The sequence below is a fragment of the Streptomyces sp. NPDC001787 genome (assembly GCF_040297465.1).
Taxonomy (GTDB): Bacteria; Actinomycetota; Actinomycetes; order Streptomycetales; family Streptomycetaceae; genus Streptomyces.
The window spans coordinates 22268-39905 of sequence record NZ_JBEOZE010000040.1; the positions used below are offsets into that span (position 1 = coordinate 22268).

The 17638-nt window shown below is 70.2% G+C and carries 17 protein-coding genes; 7 read left to right on the plus strand and 10 right to left on the minus strand.

Annotated elements, in window-relative coordinates; translation table 11 throughout:
* Positions 1-56 precede the first annotated feature (56 nt).
* Positions 57-1271, plus strand: a complete 1215-nt coding sequence (gene fabV / locus ABT170_RS35620; RefSeq protein ID WP_351874478.1) for an enoyl-[acyl-carrier-protein] reductase FabV — start codon at positions 57-59, stop codon at positions 1269-1271.
* Between the two features lie 124 nt (positions 1272-1395).
* Here fabV and ABT170_RS35625 read toward each other — a convergent pair whose 3' ends face one another.
* Together ABT170_RS35625 and ABT170_RS35630 are read right to left on the minus strand one after the other, a co-directional pair.
* The gene (locus tag ABT170_RS35625; RefSeq protein WP_351874481.1) at positions 1396-2802 is read right to left on the minus strand and encodes a lamin tail domain-containing protein; all 1407 of its coding nucleotides are present in this window, start codon (positions 2800-2802) and stop codon (positions 1396-1398) included.
* Between the two features lie 725 nt (positions 2803-3527).
* On the minus strand, positions 3528-4334 hold the full coding sequence (locus tag ABT170_RS35630; protein WP_351874484.1) for a hypothetical protein: 807 nt from the start codon (positions 4332-4334) through the stop codon (positions 3528-3530).
* A gap of 560 nt (positions 4335-4894) precedes the next feature.
* On the opposite strand from ABT170_RS35630, the gene ABT170_RS35635 reads away from it, so the two are divergent.
* A complete protein-coding gene (locus ABT170_RS35635; protein ID WP_351874487.1) occupies positions 4895-5146 on the plus strand; it encodes a hypothetical protein in 252 nt (83 codons plus the stop codon).
* A 53-nt stretch (positions 5147-5199) separates the two neighbouring features.
* Here ABT170_RS35635 and ABT170_RS35640 read toward each other — a convergent pair whose 3' ends face one another.
* The 5 genes from ABT170_RS35640 to ABT170_RS35660 all read right to left on the minus strand — a co-directional run bounded on the left by ABT170_RS35640 (position 5200) and on the right by ABT170_RS35660 (position 9441).
* Positions 5200-5838, minus strand: coding sequence for a LysE family translocator (locus ABT170_RS35640; RefSeq protein WP_329943488.1), 639 nt, complete (start codon positions 5836-5838; stop codon positions 5200-5202).
* A gap of 212 nt (positions 5839-6050) precedes the next feature.
* The gene (gene gap / locus ABT170_RS35645) at positions 6051-7049 is read right to left on the minus strand and encodes a type I glyceraldehyde-3-phosphate dehydrogenase (protein WP_329943636.1); all 999 of its coding nucleotides are present in this window, start codon (positions 7047-7049) and stop codon (positions 6051-6053) included.
* A 107-nt stretch (positions 7050-7156) separates the two neighbouring features.
* The gene (locus ABT170_RS35650; protein WP_329943489.1) at positions 7157-8113 is read right to left on the minus strand and encodes a GlxA family transcriptional regulator; all 957 of its coding nucleotides are present in this window, start codon (positions 8111-8113) and stop codon (positions 7157-7159) included.
* Positions 8114-8230: 117 nt separating this feature from the next.
* The gene (locus tag ABT170_RS35655) at positions 8231-8758 is read right to left on the minus strand and encodes a hypothetical protein (protein WP_329943490.1); all 528 of its coding nucleotides are present in this window, start codon (positions 8756-8758) and stop codon (positions 8231-8233) included.
* A 470-nt stretch (positions 8759-9228) separates the two neighbouring features.
* The gene (locus ABT170_RS35660; protein ID WP_329943491.1) at positions 9229-9441 is read right to left on the minus strand and encodes a hypothetical protein; all 213 of its coding nucleotides are present in this window, start codon (positions 9439-9441) and stop codon (positions 9229-9231) included.
* Positions 9442-9690: 249 nt separating this feature from the next.
* Here ABT170_RS35660 and thpR point away from each other — a divergent pair, with 249 nt between their 5' ends.
* Positions 9691-10293, plus strand: coding sequence for an RNA 2',3'-cyclic phosphodiesterase (gene thpR / locus ABT170_RS35665; RefSeq protein WP_329943492.1), 603 nt, complete (start codon positions 9691-9693; stop codon positions 10291-10293).
* 434 nt (positions 10294-10727) lie between these two features.
* Here thpR and ABT170_RS35670 read toward each other — a convergent pair whose 3' ends face one another.
* Entirely contained in the window at positions 10728-12122 is a 1395-nt protein-coding gene (locus ABT170_RS35670) for an FAD-dependent oxidoreductase (protein ID WP_329943493.1), read from the minus strand.
* A gap of 105 nt (positions 12123-12227) precedes the next feature.
* Between ABT170_RS35670 and ABT170_RS35675 the strand changes: the two genes are divergently transcribed.
* Positions 12228-12611 carry an ArsR/SmtB family transcription factor gene (locus tag ABT170_RS35675; RefSeq protein ID WP_329943494.1) on the plus strand — a complete coding sequence of 128 codons (384 nt, stop codon included), beginning with the start codon at positions 12228-12230 and terminating at the stop codon, positions 12609-12611.
* Positions 12612-12693: 82 nt separating this feature from the next.
* Here the strand turns inward: ABT170_RS35675 and arsB are convergent, their stop codons facing one another.
* The gene (gene arsB, locus ABT170_RS35680; RefSeq protein ID WP_351874495.1) at positions 12694-13857 is read right to left on the minus strand and encodes an ACR3 family arsenite efflux transporter; all 1164 of its coding nucleotides are present in this window, start codon (positions 13855-13857) and stop codon (positions 12694-12696) included.
* Complete coding sequence (locus ABT170_RS35685; protein ID WP_329943496.1) at positions 13854-14162, minus strand: ArsR/SmtB family transcription factor; 309 nt, start codon at positions 14160-14162, stop codon at positions 13854-13856. Before ABT170_RS35685 ends, arsB begins: the two co-directional genes overlap by 4 nt.
* 90 nt (positions 14163-14252) lie before the next feature.
* On the opposite strand from ABT170_RS35685, the gene ABT170_RS35690 reads away from it, so the two are divergent.
* The 3 genes from ABT170_RS35690 to ABT170_RS35700 all read left to right on the plus strand — a co-directional run bounded on the left by ABT170_RS35690 (position 14253) and on the right by ABT170_RS35700 (position 17626).
* Entirely contained in the window at positions 14253-14675 is a 423-nt protein-coding gene (locus ABT170_RS35690; RefSeq protein ID WP_351874499.1) for an arsenate reductase ArsC, read from the plus strand.
* A 129-nt stretch (positions 14676-14804) separates the two neighbouring features.
* The gene (locus ABT170_RS35695; RefSeq protein WP_351874502.1) at positions 14805-16634 is read left to right on the plus strand and encodes an alkyl/aryl-sulfatase; all 1830 of its coding nucleotides are present in this window, start codon (positions 14805-14807) and stop codon (positions 16632-16634) included.
* A gap of 251 nt (positions 16635-16885) precedes the next feature.
* Positions 16886-17626: a hypothetical protein gene (locus tag ABT170_RS35700; protein ID WP_351874505.1), complete on the plus strand. Its 741-nt coding sequence runs from the start codon at positions 16886-16888 to the stop codon at positions 17624-17626.
* The last annotated feature ends 12 nt before the right edge of the window (positions 17627-17638 follow it).

The following is a 17638-nucleotide window of genomic DNA, read 5'->3' on the forward strand; positions in this document are numbered from 1 at the left end:
CGGCGGCCCTGCGGGCCGCCACGTTTCCGTCCCGGCCGACCCCAAGGACTGCCATCGTGAGCGAGCGCGTTCTCATTCCCCGCAACCGGGGATTCCTCTTCCTGGACTCCCACCCGGCGGGCTGCGAGCGGTTGGTGACCGACATGTGGCAGGCCTGCCCCGGTTCTGCCGATATGCCGGAGGGGGACGGGCCAGTAGCTCTGATCATCGGCTCCTCGGCCGGATACGGCCTCGCGGCCACCCTCGCCGGACTCAAGCGCGCCGGCATCCGCGGCATCATGGTCTCCTTCGAGAAGGCCCCCACCGAACGGCGTACCGGTACGGCCGGCTGGTACCGCACCGCTGCCACCGCCGACATCGCCCGCGCCGCCGGGCGGGATCTGGTCTTCCTCAACGGCGACGCGTTCTCCGACACGATGAAGAACCAGGTCGCCGACCTCATCGAGCAGCGGTTCGGCGGCAGGCTGGACTACCTGATCTACTCGGTGGCCGCGCCCCGGCGTACCGACCCCGCCACCGGCACCACATACGCCTCCGTCCTCAAGCCGATCGGCCGGGCGAACCGCACCAAGACCCTTGTCTTCGACGGTGAGGGCGTGCCCGAGGTCCGCGAGGTCGAGACCGGGCCGGCCGAGGGCGACGACGTCGAGCAGACTGTGGCGGTGATGGGCGGCACGGACTGGGAACGCTGGATCGATCAACTGGTCGGCCGGGGCCTGCTCGCCGACGGCTTCGCGACCGCCGCGCTGTCGTACATCGGCTCGCCGCTGACAGCGGCGATCTACCGGCAGGGCACCATCGGCACGGCCAAGGCGCACCTGGAGGCCACCGCCCGCAGCCTGAACGAGCGGCTCGGCAGGACGGTGGGCGGCCGGGCCGTGACTTCCGTGAACGGCGCCGCCGTCACCCAGTCCTCCACCGCCATTCCCGGTATCGCCCTGTACACCGGCCTGCTGCGCGGCGTACTCGGGGAGGACCTGGTCCCGCCGGTGCACCAGCTCGCCGCTCTGTGGGATCAGCTGACCGGCGCCGCCCCGTCGGATCTGGACGACGAAGGACGTATCCGTCTGGACACCTGGGAGCTCACCGACGACGTCCAGGCGGCCGTCGCCGAACGCTGGGAGGCCGCCACCACCGACAGCATCGCCGACCTCGCCGATCTCGCCTGGTTCCGCTCCGAAGTCCAGCGCCTCTACGGATTCTCCGTGCCGGGCATCGACTACGCCGCCGCTGTCGCCACCGACATCCCCTGGCCCGACCACACGGCCTGACCCCGGCTGCGACACGGGTCTCCCCCAAGCCCCCGCGATGGGCACACAGCGGACGAGGGCCCCGGCGATGGAGATCATCTGCCGGGGCCCTCGGAGCCCTCGGAGCCGGGCCGATTGGCCGGTGTCAGGGAGTGCAGTTCAGCGTGCCGGCGCGCAGCGCGTGGCCGCCGTCATTGGCGTCGTCGGACCAGACGACCGGCTTGTGGCCGCCGCTGCAGGCTGTGTTCGGGGCGATGGCGAAGCCCTCGTTGTTGTAGTCGCCCATGCCGGCGGGGCGGTCGTAGGTGTGGGTGATGGCGAACTTGCCCTGGGCGTTGATCCCCAGGGTTGAGCTGCGCCCCTCGCACGTGTCGTCGCAGACCGCCCACAGGTGTCCGGTGGCGGGCTCGAACTCCAGGTCCATCACGCCGGAGAAGCCGCTGGTGAGGGTGGCGACCCGGGTGTATCCGCCGCCGGTCTGGTCGAGGGCGTAGGCGTAGACCGTGCCGTTGTCCTCGACCCCGACGAAGAACAGGCCACTGCCGTGGCCGGGATAGCCGGCCGGGTTGTACGCGGCACCGGTGCGCTCGTCACGGAAGCCGTTCGCGGTCAGGAAGGTGTCCGGGATCCACGAGATGGCCTCGGGCCCGGCGTTGGCCGGCAGGGAGGGCAGATCGGAGGTGAGGTTCCACTCCGCCGCCGCGTTCAGCGAGGACGCCGCGGAGGAGGTGTCGAAGCGCAGGATCTTCGGAGCGCTGGTGGAACCCTTGCTGTTGTCGCGTTCGGTGGCGACGAACAATCCGTCGGGAGTGACGACCACACCCTCGGCATCGGGCTCACCACTGCCGCCCGCGTAGCGCAGAGTCTTGCCGGACGCCCAGCCCCCGGCCGGGTCGGGCCGCCATTTCGCACCGTCGGGCACGAGCCGGAAGAGCTTGCTGGGGCCGTTCTGCACCGCCCAGAGAACACCCGGGCTCTCGAACGAGAGGCCGCTGAGGTTCTCCCCGAACACGTTCGAGCCATCGGCGACGGTCACCGCCGCGCCGCCCGGCCACGTGGTGCCGGAACCGCCGCCGGTGTCGCCGCAGGCGTTCGCCGCACCCTTGGTCGGGGCGGTGGTGGTGCGGAACGCACCGGTGCCGTCCTCGCACCGCCCGAAGGTGGTGGTGGCGTGGTCGGTCCAGGTGTACGTGTCCACCGCGGTGGAACCGCCCGCCGTGAACAGCCGCGCGGAGTCCGCACTGCCCAGACCGAACGAGGAGTCGACGTCCAGTGCCAGGAAGGCGCCCGGAGCCAATGACGTGTTCTTGCCGATTGTGTACGAGTGGGAGTTGTCGTTGTCCTTGACGACCCACTTGGACACGTCGACCGCGGTGGTCCCCGTGTTGACGAGTTCGATCCAGTCGCCGGGGCTGCCGCCGCTCGACTCGACCTCGTTGATCCGCACCGTGGACTGCTCCTGCGCCGAGACCGGCGCACCGGACAGGCCGAGGGTCAGAAGGGTCAGGGCGACGGCGGTGATGTGGGCTTGTCCACGCCAGTGGGTACGCAAGGTGGCCGGTCCTCTTTTCAGGGGTCGGGCAGGTGGAGGAGCGCGCTCACGCTCCTGGCGAAGCTTCGGCCATACCGACGGCCATGGGATGAACATGTCACAACACTGCGGGGAACTCGTGGAAAGAGCTTGGCCGGTTGGCGGGCCCGCCGGTTGACCGGTTCGCCGCCGAAGGCCGGGCAATGCCGCCTTCCGGTCAACGCCGTCCCTCCGGTGATGTCGCAGCAACGCCCGCCGTCGCAGCGGCCGTTGCCGGGCCGCGGCGAGGAACCACTGGAGTGTACGCAGCCGTGCGGCGTCGGCCTGGGAACCCTCCATGTCCCCGGTGTGGCTCGGCGGGAAGCCGGGGCGCGGCGCGGTCCCCGTCACCAGCTCCGGTTCGGCGATCCGGCCCGTGAGTGAAGTCCGCCCGCCATGGGCGAGATTCACCGGATCGGGGGTGGAGATCCTGCCGAGCGCCCCCGCGCGAGTGCCCGGCAGACCGTTCCGGCGCAGGTGAATTCGCGGGTCCGGGTGCCCGTCTCCGTGCAGCGGATGCCACGCTGAGGTTCTCCGGCGCCATAGGTGTCGCTGACGAGCCGACCATGTGCTTCGAGGGCGGATTCGGGGCTGCTCCGGGTGTTCGGCCATGTGAGGGGGAGGCCCGCCCCGCCCGCCCTGCCCGGCGTGGACGACGGACGCGATTTGCCGACCTGCGTCAGGATCCGGGCCGCCTGCGGGCGGCCTCACCATCCACCTTCGAAGAGGGCGAGGAGCGGCGGCGCCGGGTCTGCCGCAGTGGTCGTGTTGGCCACGGCGACAACAGCCAGGACCAGGGCCAGTGCCGCCGAGAGGACCCCGTACGACCTCAGTACGCGTCTCGTCCGTCTGTCGGACAGCCTGGTTCCCGCGGCCTTCCTCAACGACATCACACTCAGGCCGATGAGGAGGACCGCAACGATGCCGGACAGCACGACCATCACCACGTGGTATCGAGCGAAATCGCTGATCATTACATCGAGGACGGGCGAGGATGGTCCATCCGTGCTCAGCGAGTCGGCCAGTCGCTGCCTGACCTGATCGAACGTATCGGTGGGACTCTGCCCGCCAGCGCCAGCGCCAGCGCCAGTGCCGGTGCCCAGCATCGGCAACAGCGAGGCGAAGGGCGCTGTCGCACCCTGGATATTGGCCATGACCGCCGCCAGCGAGAGCAGTGCGAGCACCGTGACGAGAACGCCGGCCGACGCGAGGACGGCCCGCCCGTTCGTCTCGTCACCGGTAGCTCCGAGGAATGCCTTCCAGAGAAGAATGCCGAGGGCGACGAGTACGACCAGCAGGATCGTGGCGATCACGCCCTTTGCCACGTGATAGTGGAACCAGTGATCGACCACCCTTTCCAGGCCCGGGGAGAACTCCCGGTCGCCGGAACTCCAGTATCCGGCGAACGCCCTGCGGAAGGATCCCGCGAGGTCCTGTTCGTCGTCGAAGCCGCTGCCCGACGTGCGTGCCGCCAGCGTGCGCGGGGCGATGACGAAGGCGGCGATGAGGGCCACCGTGAGAGCGACGAGCGCAGCGAGTGTGCGACCGGGTATCCCTGCGGTCCGTGGCGGTGCTTCTGCGCTGTGCAAGGGGAATCCTTCGGCTCGATCGAGTGCGTGGTCGGCATGCCGGACCGAGGGCCGGCCGGTTGATGAGCGCGGTTCGGCAACGCGCAACCAGATCGTTCGAGGTGTGGTCGCGCCGCCGGGGCACACGCCCGGGACGAAGAACGAAGAACGAAGAACGAAGAACGAAGAACGCGGGACGCGGGACGCGGGACGCGGAACCGGCTGGGGGCGGCCCCCAGGTGCTGTTGCCGTCCCGGCCACCCTTCCGTACCGGTGGTCGTCCGGTCACGGGGGTCCGCCGCACACTTGTGGGTGGGGCCAGCCCTACCCGCCGGGGCCCGGAAGGTGCTGCCGCGGTTGTGCGTCGAACGCTGATCCCGGCATCGCCGCCGGACCGGCCGCAGGGCACCGCACGTTCGTCAGCATGCCTCGCCAGGAGGCACGTTCGGGTGTATGAGACGCCAAGGAATGCCCTGGATCACCGCTGTTGGATGACAATGTCTGCCTTGTCGGACATAGCCCCGAGGGAGACCATGCGCATCCGTACGACCGTCGCCGCGGCACTCGCAGCGACACTCCTGGTCATGTCTCTCACCGCCTGCACGCAGTCGGAAGCGGAGGTGCGTGCCACGTGCGAACGGGCTCTGGACAACCACTCGACGCTCAGCTTCCGGCCGAAGGCGTGCCTGGACGTGCCCGACGAGGCCTATCGAACGCTCCTCCTGGTGTACGAACTGAAGGCGGAGGGGCTCGACTGAGAGCCGTCCCCCAGAGGCCGCCCGCTCACGGCATCCGTTCGGGCGGCCGACGATCAGTCCTTGCGCCCCGTCGCGGCCACGGTGACACCGAGGCCGATCATCGTGAGTCCGCCGACCCCTCCGACCAGGGAGAGCCGCCGAGGTGAGCGGGCGAACCAGTCCCGTCCGGTTGCCGCGACCAGTCCCCACAGACTGTCGCAGGCCATGGCGATGATGTTGAAGACCAGCCCGAGCAGGAGCATCTGGAGCACGACGTTTCCTTGGGCGCGATCGACGAACTGCGGCAGCACGGCGGCGAAGAACACAAGGGTCTTGGGGTTGGCCACACCGACGGCGAACCCCTCCCATATGGTGCGGCGGCCGCCCTGCTGGGCCTGACCGGCAGTGAACGTGCTCTGCAGCGAGCCGCGTTGCCGCCACGCCTTCACACCCAGGTACACCAAGTAGGCCGCACCGGCCAGCTTGAGCACCGTGAAGACCAGGACGGAGCGCTCCACGATCGACCCGATCCCGAGTGCCACGGCCAGGATGAGTACATAGGCGCCCATCGTGTTCCCCACAACGGTGGCCAGCGCCGCGCGCCGCCCCTGCGCCAACGCCCGCCCGATCACGAACAGCACACTGGGGCCGGGGATCACGATCAACAGGAATGACATAGCCGCGAAGGCGAGCAGACGCTCAATAGACACCATGGCGCTCATGCAAGCACAGGCCCGGCGCGCACGCTCGCGGCATTACCGGGATTGTCCCCGTACGCCCAGAAGGACTCCTTCGGGATCACGGCGTCCGACCTTGCCAGGAGACAACCGGCTGAGCGCTCCGGTCGGTCCGGCGGGCGGACCGGAGCGCTCACACGAAGGGTGCTGGACAGGGTGGCCTGCGCAGGCGCGCCGCCGGTGCGCGGTCAGCCGGTGGCGAGGAGTTCGAGCGTATCGATCACGCGGTTCGAGAAGCCCCACTCGTTGTCGTACCAGGCGACCACCTTGATGTGGCGGCCGTCGACGCGGGTAAGGGCCGAGTCGAAGATCGCCGAGGCGGGATTGCCCGTGATGTCGGACGACACGAGCGCGTCTTCCGAGTACTCGAGTACGCCGGCGAGCGGCCCCTGCGCCGCGGCGCGGTATGCCGCCAGCACGTCCTCGCGCGTCACGTCGCGAGCGACGGTCGTGTTGAGTTCGACGATCGATCCGACCGGAACGGGCACACGGATCGAGTCGCCGGACAGCTTGCCGTCGAGCTTCGGCAGCACGAGGCCGATCGCCTTGGCGGCGCCTGTCGTGGTCGGCACGATGTTGACAGCGGCGGCGCGGGCGCGGCGGGCGTCGCGGTGCGGACCGTCCTGCAGGTTCTGCTCCTGCGTATAGGCGTGCACCGTCGTCATGAATCCGTGCTCGATGTCGGCGAGATCGTCGAGCACCTTGGCCAGCGGGGCAAGCGCGTTGGTCGTGCACGAGGCGTTCGAGACGATCGTGTGCACGGCGGGGTCGTACGCATCGGTGTTGACCCCGAACGCGAGCGTGACATCGGCACCGTCGGCCGGCGCGCTGACGAGCACCCTCTTCGCGCCCGCGTCGAGGTGGCCGCGGGCGGCCGTGGCCGACGTGAAGCGGCCGGTCGCCTCAAGCACGATGTCCACGCCGAGCTCGGCCCACGGCAGCCCCGCCGGTTCGCGCTCCGCGAGTACGGTGATGCGGTGGCCGTCGACGACGAGGGCGTCCCCGTCGACCGTCACCGGGCGGCCGAGCCGGCCCGCCGTCGTGTCGTAGGAGAGCAGTCGCGCGAGGGTGGCGGGCTCCGTGAGGTCGTTGACGGCGACGACCTCCAGATCGCTGTCGCGTTCGAGCAGTGCGCGCAGCACATTGCGTCCGATGCGGCCGAATCCGTTGATGGCGATGCGAGTCATGAGTGGTGTCCCTTCGGGTTCGCCATCAGGTTCTCGCGCGGCATCCGCTGGTAACAGCGGCGTGATCGCCATGGTCCGCAAGGATCGCGCCACGTGGTGGGGACGGGCTACTGCCCCTGGGTGAAGGTGCGCCGGTACTCGCTCGGCGTGGTGTCGAGGATGCGCTGGAAGTGCAGCCGCAGATTCGCACCGGTACCGAGGCCGACGTCGGCGGCGATCTGCTCGATGCTCCGCTGTGAACGCTCAAGCAGCTCACGGGCCAGGTCGATGCGGGCTCGCATGACCCACTGCATCGGCGTGTACCCCGTGTCCTCGACGAAGCGCCGCGAGAACGTGCGCGGCGACACCGCCGCATGCCGGGCGAGCACGTCAAGGGTGAGGGGCTCGCCGAGCCGGTGCAGCGCCCACTCCCGCGTGGCGGCGAACCGCTCGCCGAGCGACTCGGGCACACTCCGAGGCACGTACTGTGCCTGACCGCCGCTGCGGTAGGGGGCGGCCACCAGGCGCCGCGCCGCGTGGTTCGCGGCGGCAACCCCCAGATCGCGGCGCAGAATGTGCAGGCACAGGTCGATGCCCGAGGCGGCGCCGGCTGACGTCAGCACGCTGCCCTCGTCGACGAACAGAACGTTCTCGTCGACCTGAACCAGTGGACGCTTCGCGGCGAGTGCCCGTGTGTAGTGCCAGTGAGTCGTGGCGCGCTTGCCGTCGAGCAGGCCCGTGGCAGCGAGCGCGAAGGCGCCCGTGGAGATGGCCGCGAGCCGGGCGCCCCGATCGTGGGCGGCGATCAGCGCGTCAACGATGGCCTGCGGCGGGTCGTCACGGTCCGGGTACCGGTAGCCGGGAACGAAGACGATGTCAGCCCACGCGAGTGCGTCGATGCCGTGGGCGACGTAGTACGACAGGCCGTCGCCGCCGGCCACGAGACCGGGTGCCGCGCCGCACACGCGCACCTCGTACGGCATGCTCGCGCGCGTCGTGAACACCTGCGCGGGAATACCGACATCAAGAGGCTTCGCACCTTCGAGTACGAGGACGGCGACGCGATACAGGAGTGAGGCTGGCACGAGGAAGAGGGTACGGGGGACGCGGAGCGCGTCGGCCCGGTTGCCCGAGCGGCGCAGGCGCCTCTCTACTCACACGGATCCGATGGACCGCACTCACGTGGATCCGATGGACCGCCTCTAGCCCACCCATCCCCGCAACAGCTGCTCCCGCTCGGCCTCGCGAGGTGAGCCCCCCTCCCACGCGCGGCCCCACTCCGACATCGCCGCCAGCGCCGTGGACATCGTCGCGGCGCCCTCGGTGAAGCGGGACAGGAGCGCCCGGGAAAGTTCGACCTCTGTGGGGGAGTAGCCCACAGCGGCGGCCACATAGGCATTGAGTTCGTGGCTACCGGTGGGTGATTCCACACGCACCGACATCATCGCCGGGGCCTCGTCCGCACGGCCCAGGCCCACGGGCGCGGCCAGGTTCAGCACCATGCCCACGGCCATGTCCTTGAGCGCGCCGACCTGTCGCCCGAGGGATTTCACGGGGACGTCGGCCACTGTCAGGGCTCGCACGTCCTCCCACAGGTAGAGGCCGGACTGCCCGTCGCCGAGAGCCACCACGCCCTCGGAGGTCAGGCGTACCCCGGGACCCAGACCGGACGGCTTCGCGCCCACATACACATCGCCGCCGGCGATCCAGAACAGGCCCACCATGGCCATGTGTTGCTCACTTCCCACGACGAGAGCACTCTGTCGTGTCACACATCAAACGAATCGGGACGCCCTCCGCAACGTGCGAAGGAGCCGGAAAGTTCCAGTTCCCGGCTCCGTACACTCTGCCCCAACCGGCGGGAGGACGTGCCACCGGCCTTGGCCGACTGTGGCACTCGGGCCGGGAAGGCTCGCCGGACTCGGCGGAACCGGCATGGCGGCGTCAGCACGGCGGACGTCGCTGAGGCCGTCCCGAAAACCCCGGCGGCGGACGACGACAGGGCCCCTCCGGGTTCCGGCGTCGGAATCCGGAGGAAGTGGTGCGCACCGCCGCCGGAGAAATGGGCGATGAGGCGCGCGTCCTGCGGAACTGCCGGGAGGGGCATGCGGCATGCGGTACGCGGCACGCCCGTTCGCGTCCTCTCCGGTGACGGGCCGGGGGACCGGAACCAGTGGGCGTTCGCGGCACTCGCACGGGATCAGAACAGCCGGACCGGCTCCGGCATCGCCGGGACCACGAACAGCACCGGGTCGCCCTGCGGTGCCTGGACCGGCTTCAGGCTTCCAGGGCACGACTTCAGCTCCGCGGTCCTGCCCGACGCGGGATCGTGGCGGTAGACGAGACCCTTGGGGGTGACCGCGACATCGCGGCCGCACCCGGGCTCGGGGCACTCCGTACGGGGAAGAGACATTCCCCCAGTCTGGCGCCTCCGCTGCCGGGCCCCGCCCCCGCCCCGTCGAACTCGCCCCCGGCACACGGGCCCTGCCCCGTACCGGACCATCCGAAAGGGGGGCCTCGTCCGCGCCGCGGTGCTCCCCGGCGAACGTGAAGCATTCGCCGGGCTCTACGAACAACACGCCCGCAGGGTCCACCGGCACGCTCTGCGGCCGCCCGGACCCCGGTCCTCGGGGCGCCCGCCGGATGCGGTACGAAGTCCGGTGTGAACGAACAGACTCAGCCCGCGACCGTTCGTGTGTTCATCGCCCTCGCCCCGCCCGACCACGCGAAGGAAGAGCTGGCCCGGGAGCTGCGCCCCGCCTATGACACGCATCCGGACATGCGGTGGAACCGTATCGAGGACTGGCACATCACCCTGGCGTTCCTCGGGGAGCTGCCGGTCGGGACGGTCCCGTTCCTGCGCCCGCCGCTCGCCCGCCTCGCGGCGGACCACCGGCCACCCCGGCTGGCACTGCGCGGCGGCGGGAGCTTCGACGACCGGGTGCTGTGGAGCGGAGTCGACGGAGACCTCGACGAGCTGCACATGCTCGCCGCCGAGGTGCGTACGGCGGTCAAGAGCTGCGGTGTCGCCTTCGAGGACCGACCCCTGCGCCCCCATCTCACGTTGGCCCGTGCCCGCCGTGGGGACCGGACCTCGGCCGGGGAAGTCGCCGAGACGCTCGCCGGATTCACCGGCCGCGCATGGCCGGCCGAACGTCTGCACCTGGTGGGCAGCAACGTCGGCCGCAGCCGTGGGCCGATCCATTACCGCGACATCGAGGCCTGGGCGCTCGGCGGCGGCGATGGCAACCGCACCGGAACCTGAACCGGTCGGCTGGTGACATGCGGCACCGGCACCGGCAGCGGCACCGGTGCCGTCCCGCCGGGCGGTCACGGCAAACGATTCACCGGTTCCGCCGGCCGGAGGGATCAGGAATGCTCGTGGGCGGGAATGCCCTCGGTGGCGGCCCAGCTGGCGGGGAGCCGCAGCGCGTCATGGCCGGGGGTGGATCACGGCTTGCGCGCTCTTGCAGCGCGACGGCCGCGGCGAAGGCCGGCGCGAGGCCCAACCGGGGGAAGGCCACGCCCGGACCGGCCGGGAAGCCCCACATGATCGCGGCCGTGGCGTAGGTCGTGCCGGGGCCGCCGGACGGCCCTCGCTCGATCTCGTCGTACATCCGCTCCTGCCGCGCGGAGCACGGTGCGGGGCCGCGGCCGGTGTACCAGTCCCGGTCGTGGCCCCGCGGGCACGGGGCTCGGTCACGAGCAGCAGCCGCCTGATGATTCCTCGTCCGGGGTGGTCACGATGGGCAGGGCGGTGGCGACGGTGACGGGCTGTACGAGTGCGGGCTCCGGGGCGCAGCAGCCTCCGCCGTCGGTCTGGTCGGCGGTGGGGTCGTCGAAGAGGCCTGCGCCGCCGCAGACTCCGGTTTCGGGGAGGGTGAGTTCGACGCGGTCGGCGGAGTCGGTATCGCCGGCGAGGGCGGCGGTGACGGAGCGGACCTGTTCGTAGCCGGTCATGGCGAGGAAGGTCGGGGCGCGGCCGTAGGACTTCATCCCGACGAGGTAGATGCCGGGTTCGGGGTGGGACAGCTCGCGGTGGCCGTGGGGGTAGACGGTGCCGCAGGAGTGCTGGTTGGGGTCGATCAGCGGCGCCAGCTCGGTGGGTGCCTGGAGGCGTTCGTCGAGGCCGAGGCGGATCTCGGAGAGGAACGAGAGGTCGGGGCGGAATCCGGTCAGGACGATCACCTCGTCGACCGGGTCGAGGCGGCGTCCGTCCTCGCCGGTCAGGGTGAGGCGCTCGTCGGTGTCGCGTTCGATGACTTCGGTGCGGAAGCCGGTGACCGCGTCGGCGTGGCCGTCGTCGACGGCGGCCTTCGCGGCGAGTCCCAGGGCGCCGCGTGCGGGCAACTGGTCGGCCGCCCCGCCGCCGAAGGTGGAGCCGTTGATTCCGCGGCGCAGGATCCATACGGCGTGGGTGCCGGCTTCGTCCTTCGCGAGGCCGGCGAGGGCGGCCAGGGCGGTGAACGCGGAGGCGCCGGAGCCGATCACGGCCGTGCGCCTGCCGGCGTAACGGGCGCGGACGGCAGGGTCCTTGAGGTCCGGGACGCGGTAGGTGACGTGGTCGGCGGCGGCCTTCTCCCCGAGGGCGGGCAGGCCGCTCGCCCCGGCCGGGCTCGGGGTCGTCCAGGTGCCGGAGGCGTCGATGACGGCGCGGGCGAAGACGCGTTCCTCACCGTCCGGGGTGGTGAGGTGCAGGACGAAGGGCTGGCTGTCGCGGTCGGCGTCGACGATGCGGTCGCGGCCGGTGCGGGAGACCCCGGTGACGGTCGCGCCGTAGCGGACGCGGTCGCCCAGCGCGTCGGCCAGTGGCTGGAGGTAGCGGTCGGCCCAGTCCCCTCCCGTCGGGTACGTGTCCGCGTCGGGCCTGGTCCAGCCGGTCGGTGCCAGGAGCTTCTCGGCGGCCGGGTCGGTGATCTCGCCCCAGGTGGAGAACAGCCGTACGTGTGACCAGTCGCGCACCGAGGTGGCGGCGGCGGGGCCGGCCTCCAGGACCAGGGGTTCGATGCCGCGCTCGGTGAGGTGGGCGGCGGCTGCCAGCCCGATGGGGCCGGCTCCGATGACGGCGACCGGAAGGTCTGCGGTGGTGGTCATGGCGGTGATGTCCTCCGGGATGAGCGACCTGTCCCGGTCGCTGTTTCGATTGCTGTCGATATTCGAAGCTTGCCACCCGGTATTGATGAGTGTCAACATAGATATATGTCGAAGTCTGAGGTTGTGGAACTGCCGGTCCCGGACCCCGCCGCGGTGGTTCCGTGCTGCCCGCCGATCACCGCCGGGGAGCTGTCGCGGGACGACGCGGAGAAGATGGCCGCCATGTTCAAGGCGCTGTCCGACCCGGTGCGACTGCGCCTGTTCTCCAAGGTCGCCTCCCATCCGGGCGGCGAGGCATGCGTGTGCGACATCTCCGACGTCGGCGTCTCCCAGCCGACCGTCTCCCACCACCTGAAGAAGCTGCGCGAAGCCGGGCTCCTGACCTCCGAGCGGCGCGGGACCTGGGTCTACTACCAGGTCGCCCCGTCCGTGGTGGCGGCCATGTCCGCCATGCTCGACCTGCGTACCGCCCCCGCTCGCGGCCGCTGACCGCCGGGCCGCCCGGCCTGCCCGTCGGCCGGTGCGGCCGGCCGGTGTCCGTACGTCGGTGCCCGGACGCCGGGGCGGTGTGTCAGCCGGCCCTGCCCGGTGTGGTGATTTCCGAGGGTGCGAACTTCTTGCGCCAGGCGAGCGCGACGTACACGAGGCCGATCAGTACCGGCACCTCGATCAGCGGGCCGACGACGCCGGACAGCGCCTGGCCCGAGGTGACGCCGAAGGTGGCGATGGCCACGGCGATGGCGAGTTCGAAGTTGTTGCCCGCCGCGGTGAACGCGAGGGTGCTCGTGCGGTCGTAGGCCAGTCCGAGGCTCTTGCCGAGGAGGAAGGACCCGAAGAACATGATCGCGAAGTACACGAGAAGCGGCAGCGCGATCCGGGCGACGTCGAGCGGCTGCGAGGTGATCGTCTTCCCCTGCAGGGCGAACAGGATCACGATCGTGAAGAGCAGGCCGTACAGGGCCCAGGGGCCGATCTTCGGCAGGAACCTCTGCTCGTAGGATTCGCGGCCCATCCTCTTCTCGCCGACGCGGCGGGTGAGGAACCCGGCCAGCAGCGGTACGCCGAGGAAGACGACGACGTTCAGCGCGATGTGCCAGACGGGAACGTCCAGTCCTTGTCCGTCGCCGAGGCCGAGCCACCGCGGCAGCAGGTCGAGGTAGAACCAGCCCAGCACACCGAACGCGATGACCTGGAAGACGGAGTTGAGTGCGACGAGAACGGCCGCGGCCTCCCGGTCGCCGCAGGCGAGGTCGTTCCAGATGATGACCATGGCGATGCAGCGGGCGAGGCCGACGATGATCAGGCCGGTCCGGTACTCGGGCAGGTCGGGAAGGAAGGCCCACGCGAGGGCGAACATGACGGCCGGGCCGACGACCCAGTTGATGACCAGCGAGGACGCCATCAGTCTGCGGTCGCCGGTGACGGTGTCGAGCCTGTCGTAGCGGACCTTGGCCAGTACCGGATACATCATGACGAGCAGGCCCAGCGCGATCGGCAGTGAGATCCCGCCGACCTCGATCTTCGCCAGCGCGTCGTTCATCCCCGGGACGAGGCGGCCCAGGGCGAGGCCGACGGCCATGGCGAGCAGGATCCACACCGCGAGGTACCGGTCGAGGGTGGAGAGCTTCCGGACGATCGAGTCGCCCTCGCCTTCGCTTCCTGCCCGATCCGGGACGGCCTGATCGGCGGCGGCCTGATCGGCGGCGGAGGCCGTCGTGGTGCGCTCGGCGGTCATGGGCAGGCCCTCTTGTTCCGGCCCGCGGTACGGGCGGACTCGGCCAGTCCCGCGAACTGCTCCGAGAGGCCGGCGAGGACCTCGGGGCGCAGCCTGTAGTAGGTGAAGCGTCCGCACGGCTCGGTCTCCACCACGCCGGCCTCGCGCAGGACCTTCAGATGGTTGGACAGATTGGTCTGCTTCGCGCCGGTCTCCTCGACCAGGTGCGTCGTGCAGAGCGTCTCGCGTGCCAGCAGGGTCACGATCCGGAGGCGGAGCGGATCGCCCAGCACCCGGATCAGATCAGGATCGACTGAAGTCAGCATGCGCTGATACTCTCACATCATCACCCGCTGATAACAGTGAGGGCTGATTCATTTGGCGGCTTCCGCCGCCGCGAGACGAAAGAGTCACCCATGCCCGCGCCTTCCGGCAGGCCGACCGTCCTGTTCGTCTGTGTCCACAACGCCGGCCGCTCCCAGATGGCCGCCGCCTGGCTGACCCACCTGGCCGGTGACCGCGTCGAGGTCCGCTCCGCCGGCTCCGCCCCCGGTGATGCCGTCAATCCCGCCGCCGTCCAGGCCATGGCGGAGGTGGGGATCGACATCTCGGCCGAGGTCCCGAAGGTCCTCACCGCCGACGCGGTCCGCGAGTCGGACGTGTGTATCACCATGGGCTGTGGCGACACCTGCCCCGTCTTCCCGGGCAAGCGTTACCTCGACTGGAGACTGGAGGACCCGGCCGGCCGGGGTGTGGCGGCGGTCCGCCCCATCCGGGACGAGATCAGAACCCTGGTCGAGGGCCTGATCGCCGACATCGCGCCGGAGGCCGCGGTGTGACCGCGATGCGCGGCTCCGCCGATCGCGCATGCCTGCGGGCACCGGTGGCCACCGGCCGCCATGTTCGGAGCCTTCGTCTCCGAATGGATGGGATGAGTATTTCTGTGCGATTCAGGCTACTTATCCCATATGGATGAACCTGATTACTCCGACAGGACCGATTTCGACGACGCCGAGCGGGGCTTCGTCGCCGCGCTCGAACCGGCCGTCATCCGGGCTGACGACGGCCGGGTGATCTGGGACGGCGGCGCGTACGCGTTCCTGGCCGGGGAATGCCCGGACACCGCACACCCCAGCCTGTGGCGGCAGAGCCAACTGTGCGACAAACAGGGCCTGTTCGAGGTGACCGAGGGGATCTACCAGGTCCGGAACCTGGACCTGTCGAACATGACGCTGGTCGAGGGCGATACCGGTGTCATCGTCATCGACCCGCTGATCTCCGCCGAGACCGCGGCGGCGGCGCTCGCGCTGTACCGGGAGCACCGCGGCGACCGCCGGGTCACCGGGCTGATCTACACGCATTCGCACGGTGACCACTTCGGCGGTTCGCGCGGCGTCCTGCCGCACGGCCACGACCCGGTGCCCGTGATCGCCCCGGCGGGGTTCCTGGAACACGCCGTCGCGGAGAACGTGTACGCGGGAGGCGCGATGACCCGCCGCGCGGTGTACATGTACGGCGCCGAACTGGACAAGGGGCCCGCCGGCCAGATCAGCGCGGGCCTGGGCATGACGACCTCCACGGGCACCATCACCCTCATCCCGCCGACGCTCGACATCACCCGCACCGGCCAGGAGGAGACCGTCGACGGCGTACGGATCGTCTTCCAGATGACACCGGGCACCGAAGCACCGTCGGAAATGAACTTCTACTTCCCCGACCGGCGCGCACTGTGCATGGCGGAGAACGCCACGCACAACATGCACAACATCCTGACCCTGCGCGGAGCACTGGTCCGGGACACCCGCATCTGGGCCCACTACCTCAACGAGACCATCGAGCTGTACGGCGACGTCGCCGACGTCGCGTTCGCCTCGCACCACTGGCCGACCTGGGGCAAGGACCGCATCGTCGCCCACCTGGCGGGCCAGCGCGACATGTGGGCCTATATGCACGACCAGACCCTGCGCATGACCAACCAGGGGCTGACCGGAGCCGAGATCGCCGAGCGGATCGAACTGCCGCCCGCCATCGCGCGCCGGTGGGCGAACCGCGGGTACTACGGCTCGCTCAGCCACAACGTCAAGGCCATCTACCAGCGGTACATGGGCTGGTTCGACGGCAACCCGGCCCACCTCTGGGAGCACCCGCCGGCCGAGCAGGCCCGGCGTTTCGCCGCGGACTACGGAGGTGTCGCCGCACTCGTCGCCAAGGGCGAGGAGTACGCGCACGCGGGAGACCTGCGCTTCGCGGCCACGCTTCTCGGGCACGCGGTGTTCGCCGAACCCGGGGACGCGGCGGCCAAGGAGGCGCTGGCCTCGGTGTACGAGAAGCTCGGCCACGGCTCGGAGAACGGCACCTGGCGCAACTTCTACCTGATGGGAGCCCAGGAACTGCGCGGTGCGGTCGCGCACACCGCCCTGGAGACGACCAACCCCGAGATGGCGATGGCGCTGACCGTCGACATGCTCATCGACTCGCTGGCCATCCGCATCGACGGGCCGCGCGCGTGGGACAAGAAACTCCGGATGACCTGGAACGTCACCGACGAAGGCCGCACCTGGCACCTGCTGCTGTCCAACGGGGCACTGACCTACCGCAGCACCGATGAGGCATCCGGCACGCGGGGATCGGCGCCGGCCGCCGACCTGACGCTGACCCTGACGAAGCGGCAACTGCTCGGCGTCCTCGCCGGCGGAGACTTCGACGACGTCGACGTCCAGGGCGACCCACAGGTCTTCGCCACCCTCGCCGACCTGCTCGACACCCCCGATCCCGACTTCGCCATCGTCACGCCCTGACCCGCGACCACACGAACGAAGCGGCTGCCCCGGGCCACGGCCCGGGGCAGCCGCACACGCACAGGGGAGCGGGCGGCCATAGGCGGCTTTCCGCCCCCTTCCGTGGCCTGCGCGGCGTTCTGGTCGAAATGGCACGCTCATGCTTAGCTATGGCGCGCGGGCCTGCCGCGGATCACGCCCCCTCACCTTGGTGTCCCATGCATAGCCCCGTGCTCACCGTGCGATTCCATCCACCCGAGGAAGAGGCCTTCATGCGCTTAGCCCGACGTCTCACCGTCATGACCGCGGCCATCGCCGCGCTCACGCTGTCCCTCCTCACTCCGGCTTCCGCCGCTCCCGCTTCCGCCCCCGGCTCCGCCCCCGGCTCCGCCCCCGGCTCCGCCCCCGCGGAGCGGGCAGCCGCGTCCGTCGGACCGGTGCAGCTCTACATCGGCGGCCTGGGAAGCGGCCCGTACAACGTCGCGGTGCAGTCGGCCGTCGGCACCGCGATGGACAGTGCGGTGGCCAAGGGGTTCGACCCCGCCCGGTGCAACCTGGTCAAGGGCCCGACCGTCGTCAACCAGCTCCCGAACGGCTATGTGCAGGTCGCGGTCGAGTACCTCTGCGCGGGGGATCCCCACACCCCCGGACCGACGTTCGTCCTGAACCGCTATCACAAGAGCTCCGACACCCAGAGCAACAGCTGGTACCACCCCAGCGGTTACCAGTTGCAGGGGCCGCTCGGTTCGTTGTACACCTACGCCGCCCCGGACACCGTGCCGCTGTATCTCTGCCAGGTCAGGGGCGACCACTTCACCAGTACGGACGTCGGCTGTGAGGGCCAGCAGTACGTGACCCGCCTCGGCTGGCTCTACACGGCCCAGCCGGCCGGCGTGGCCACCGTTCCGCTGCTCCGCTGCCTGCGGAACGAGAACCGCCAGATCTTCGACTCGATCCAGTTGAACTGCGAGGGTCAGATCCACGGCGGCATGCTGGGATACACGCTGGCCTGAGGCCGGCCCGCA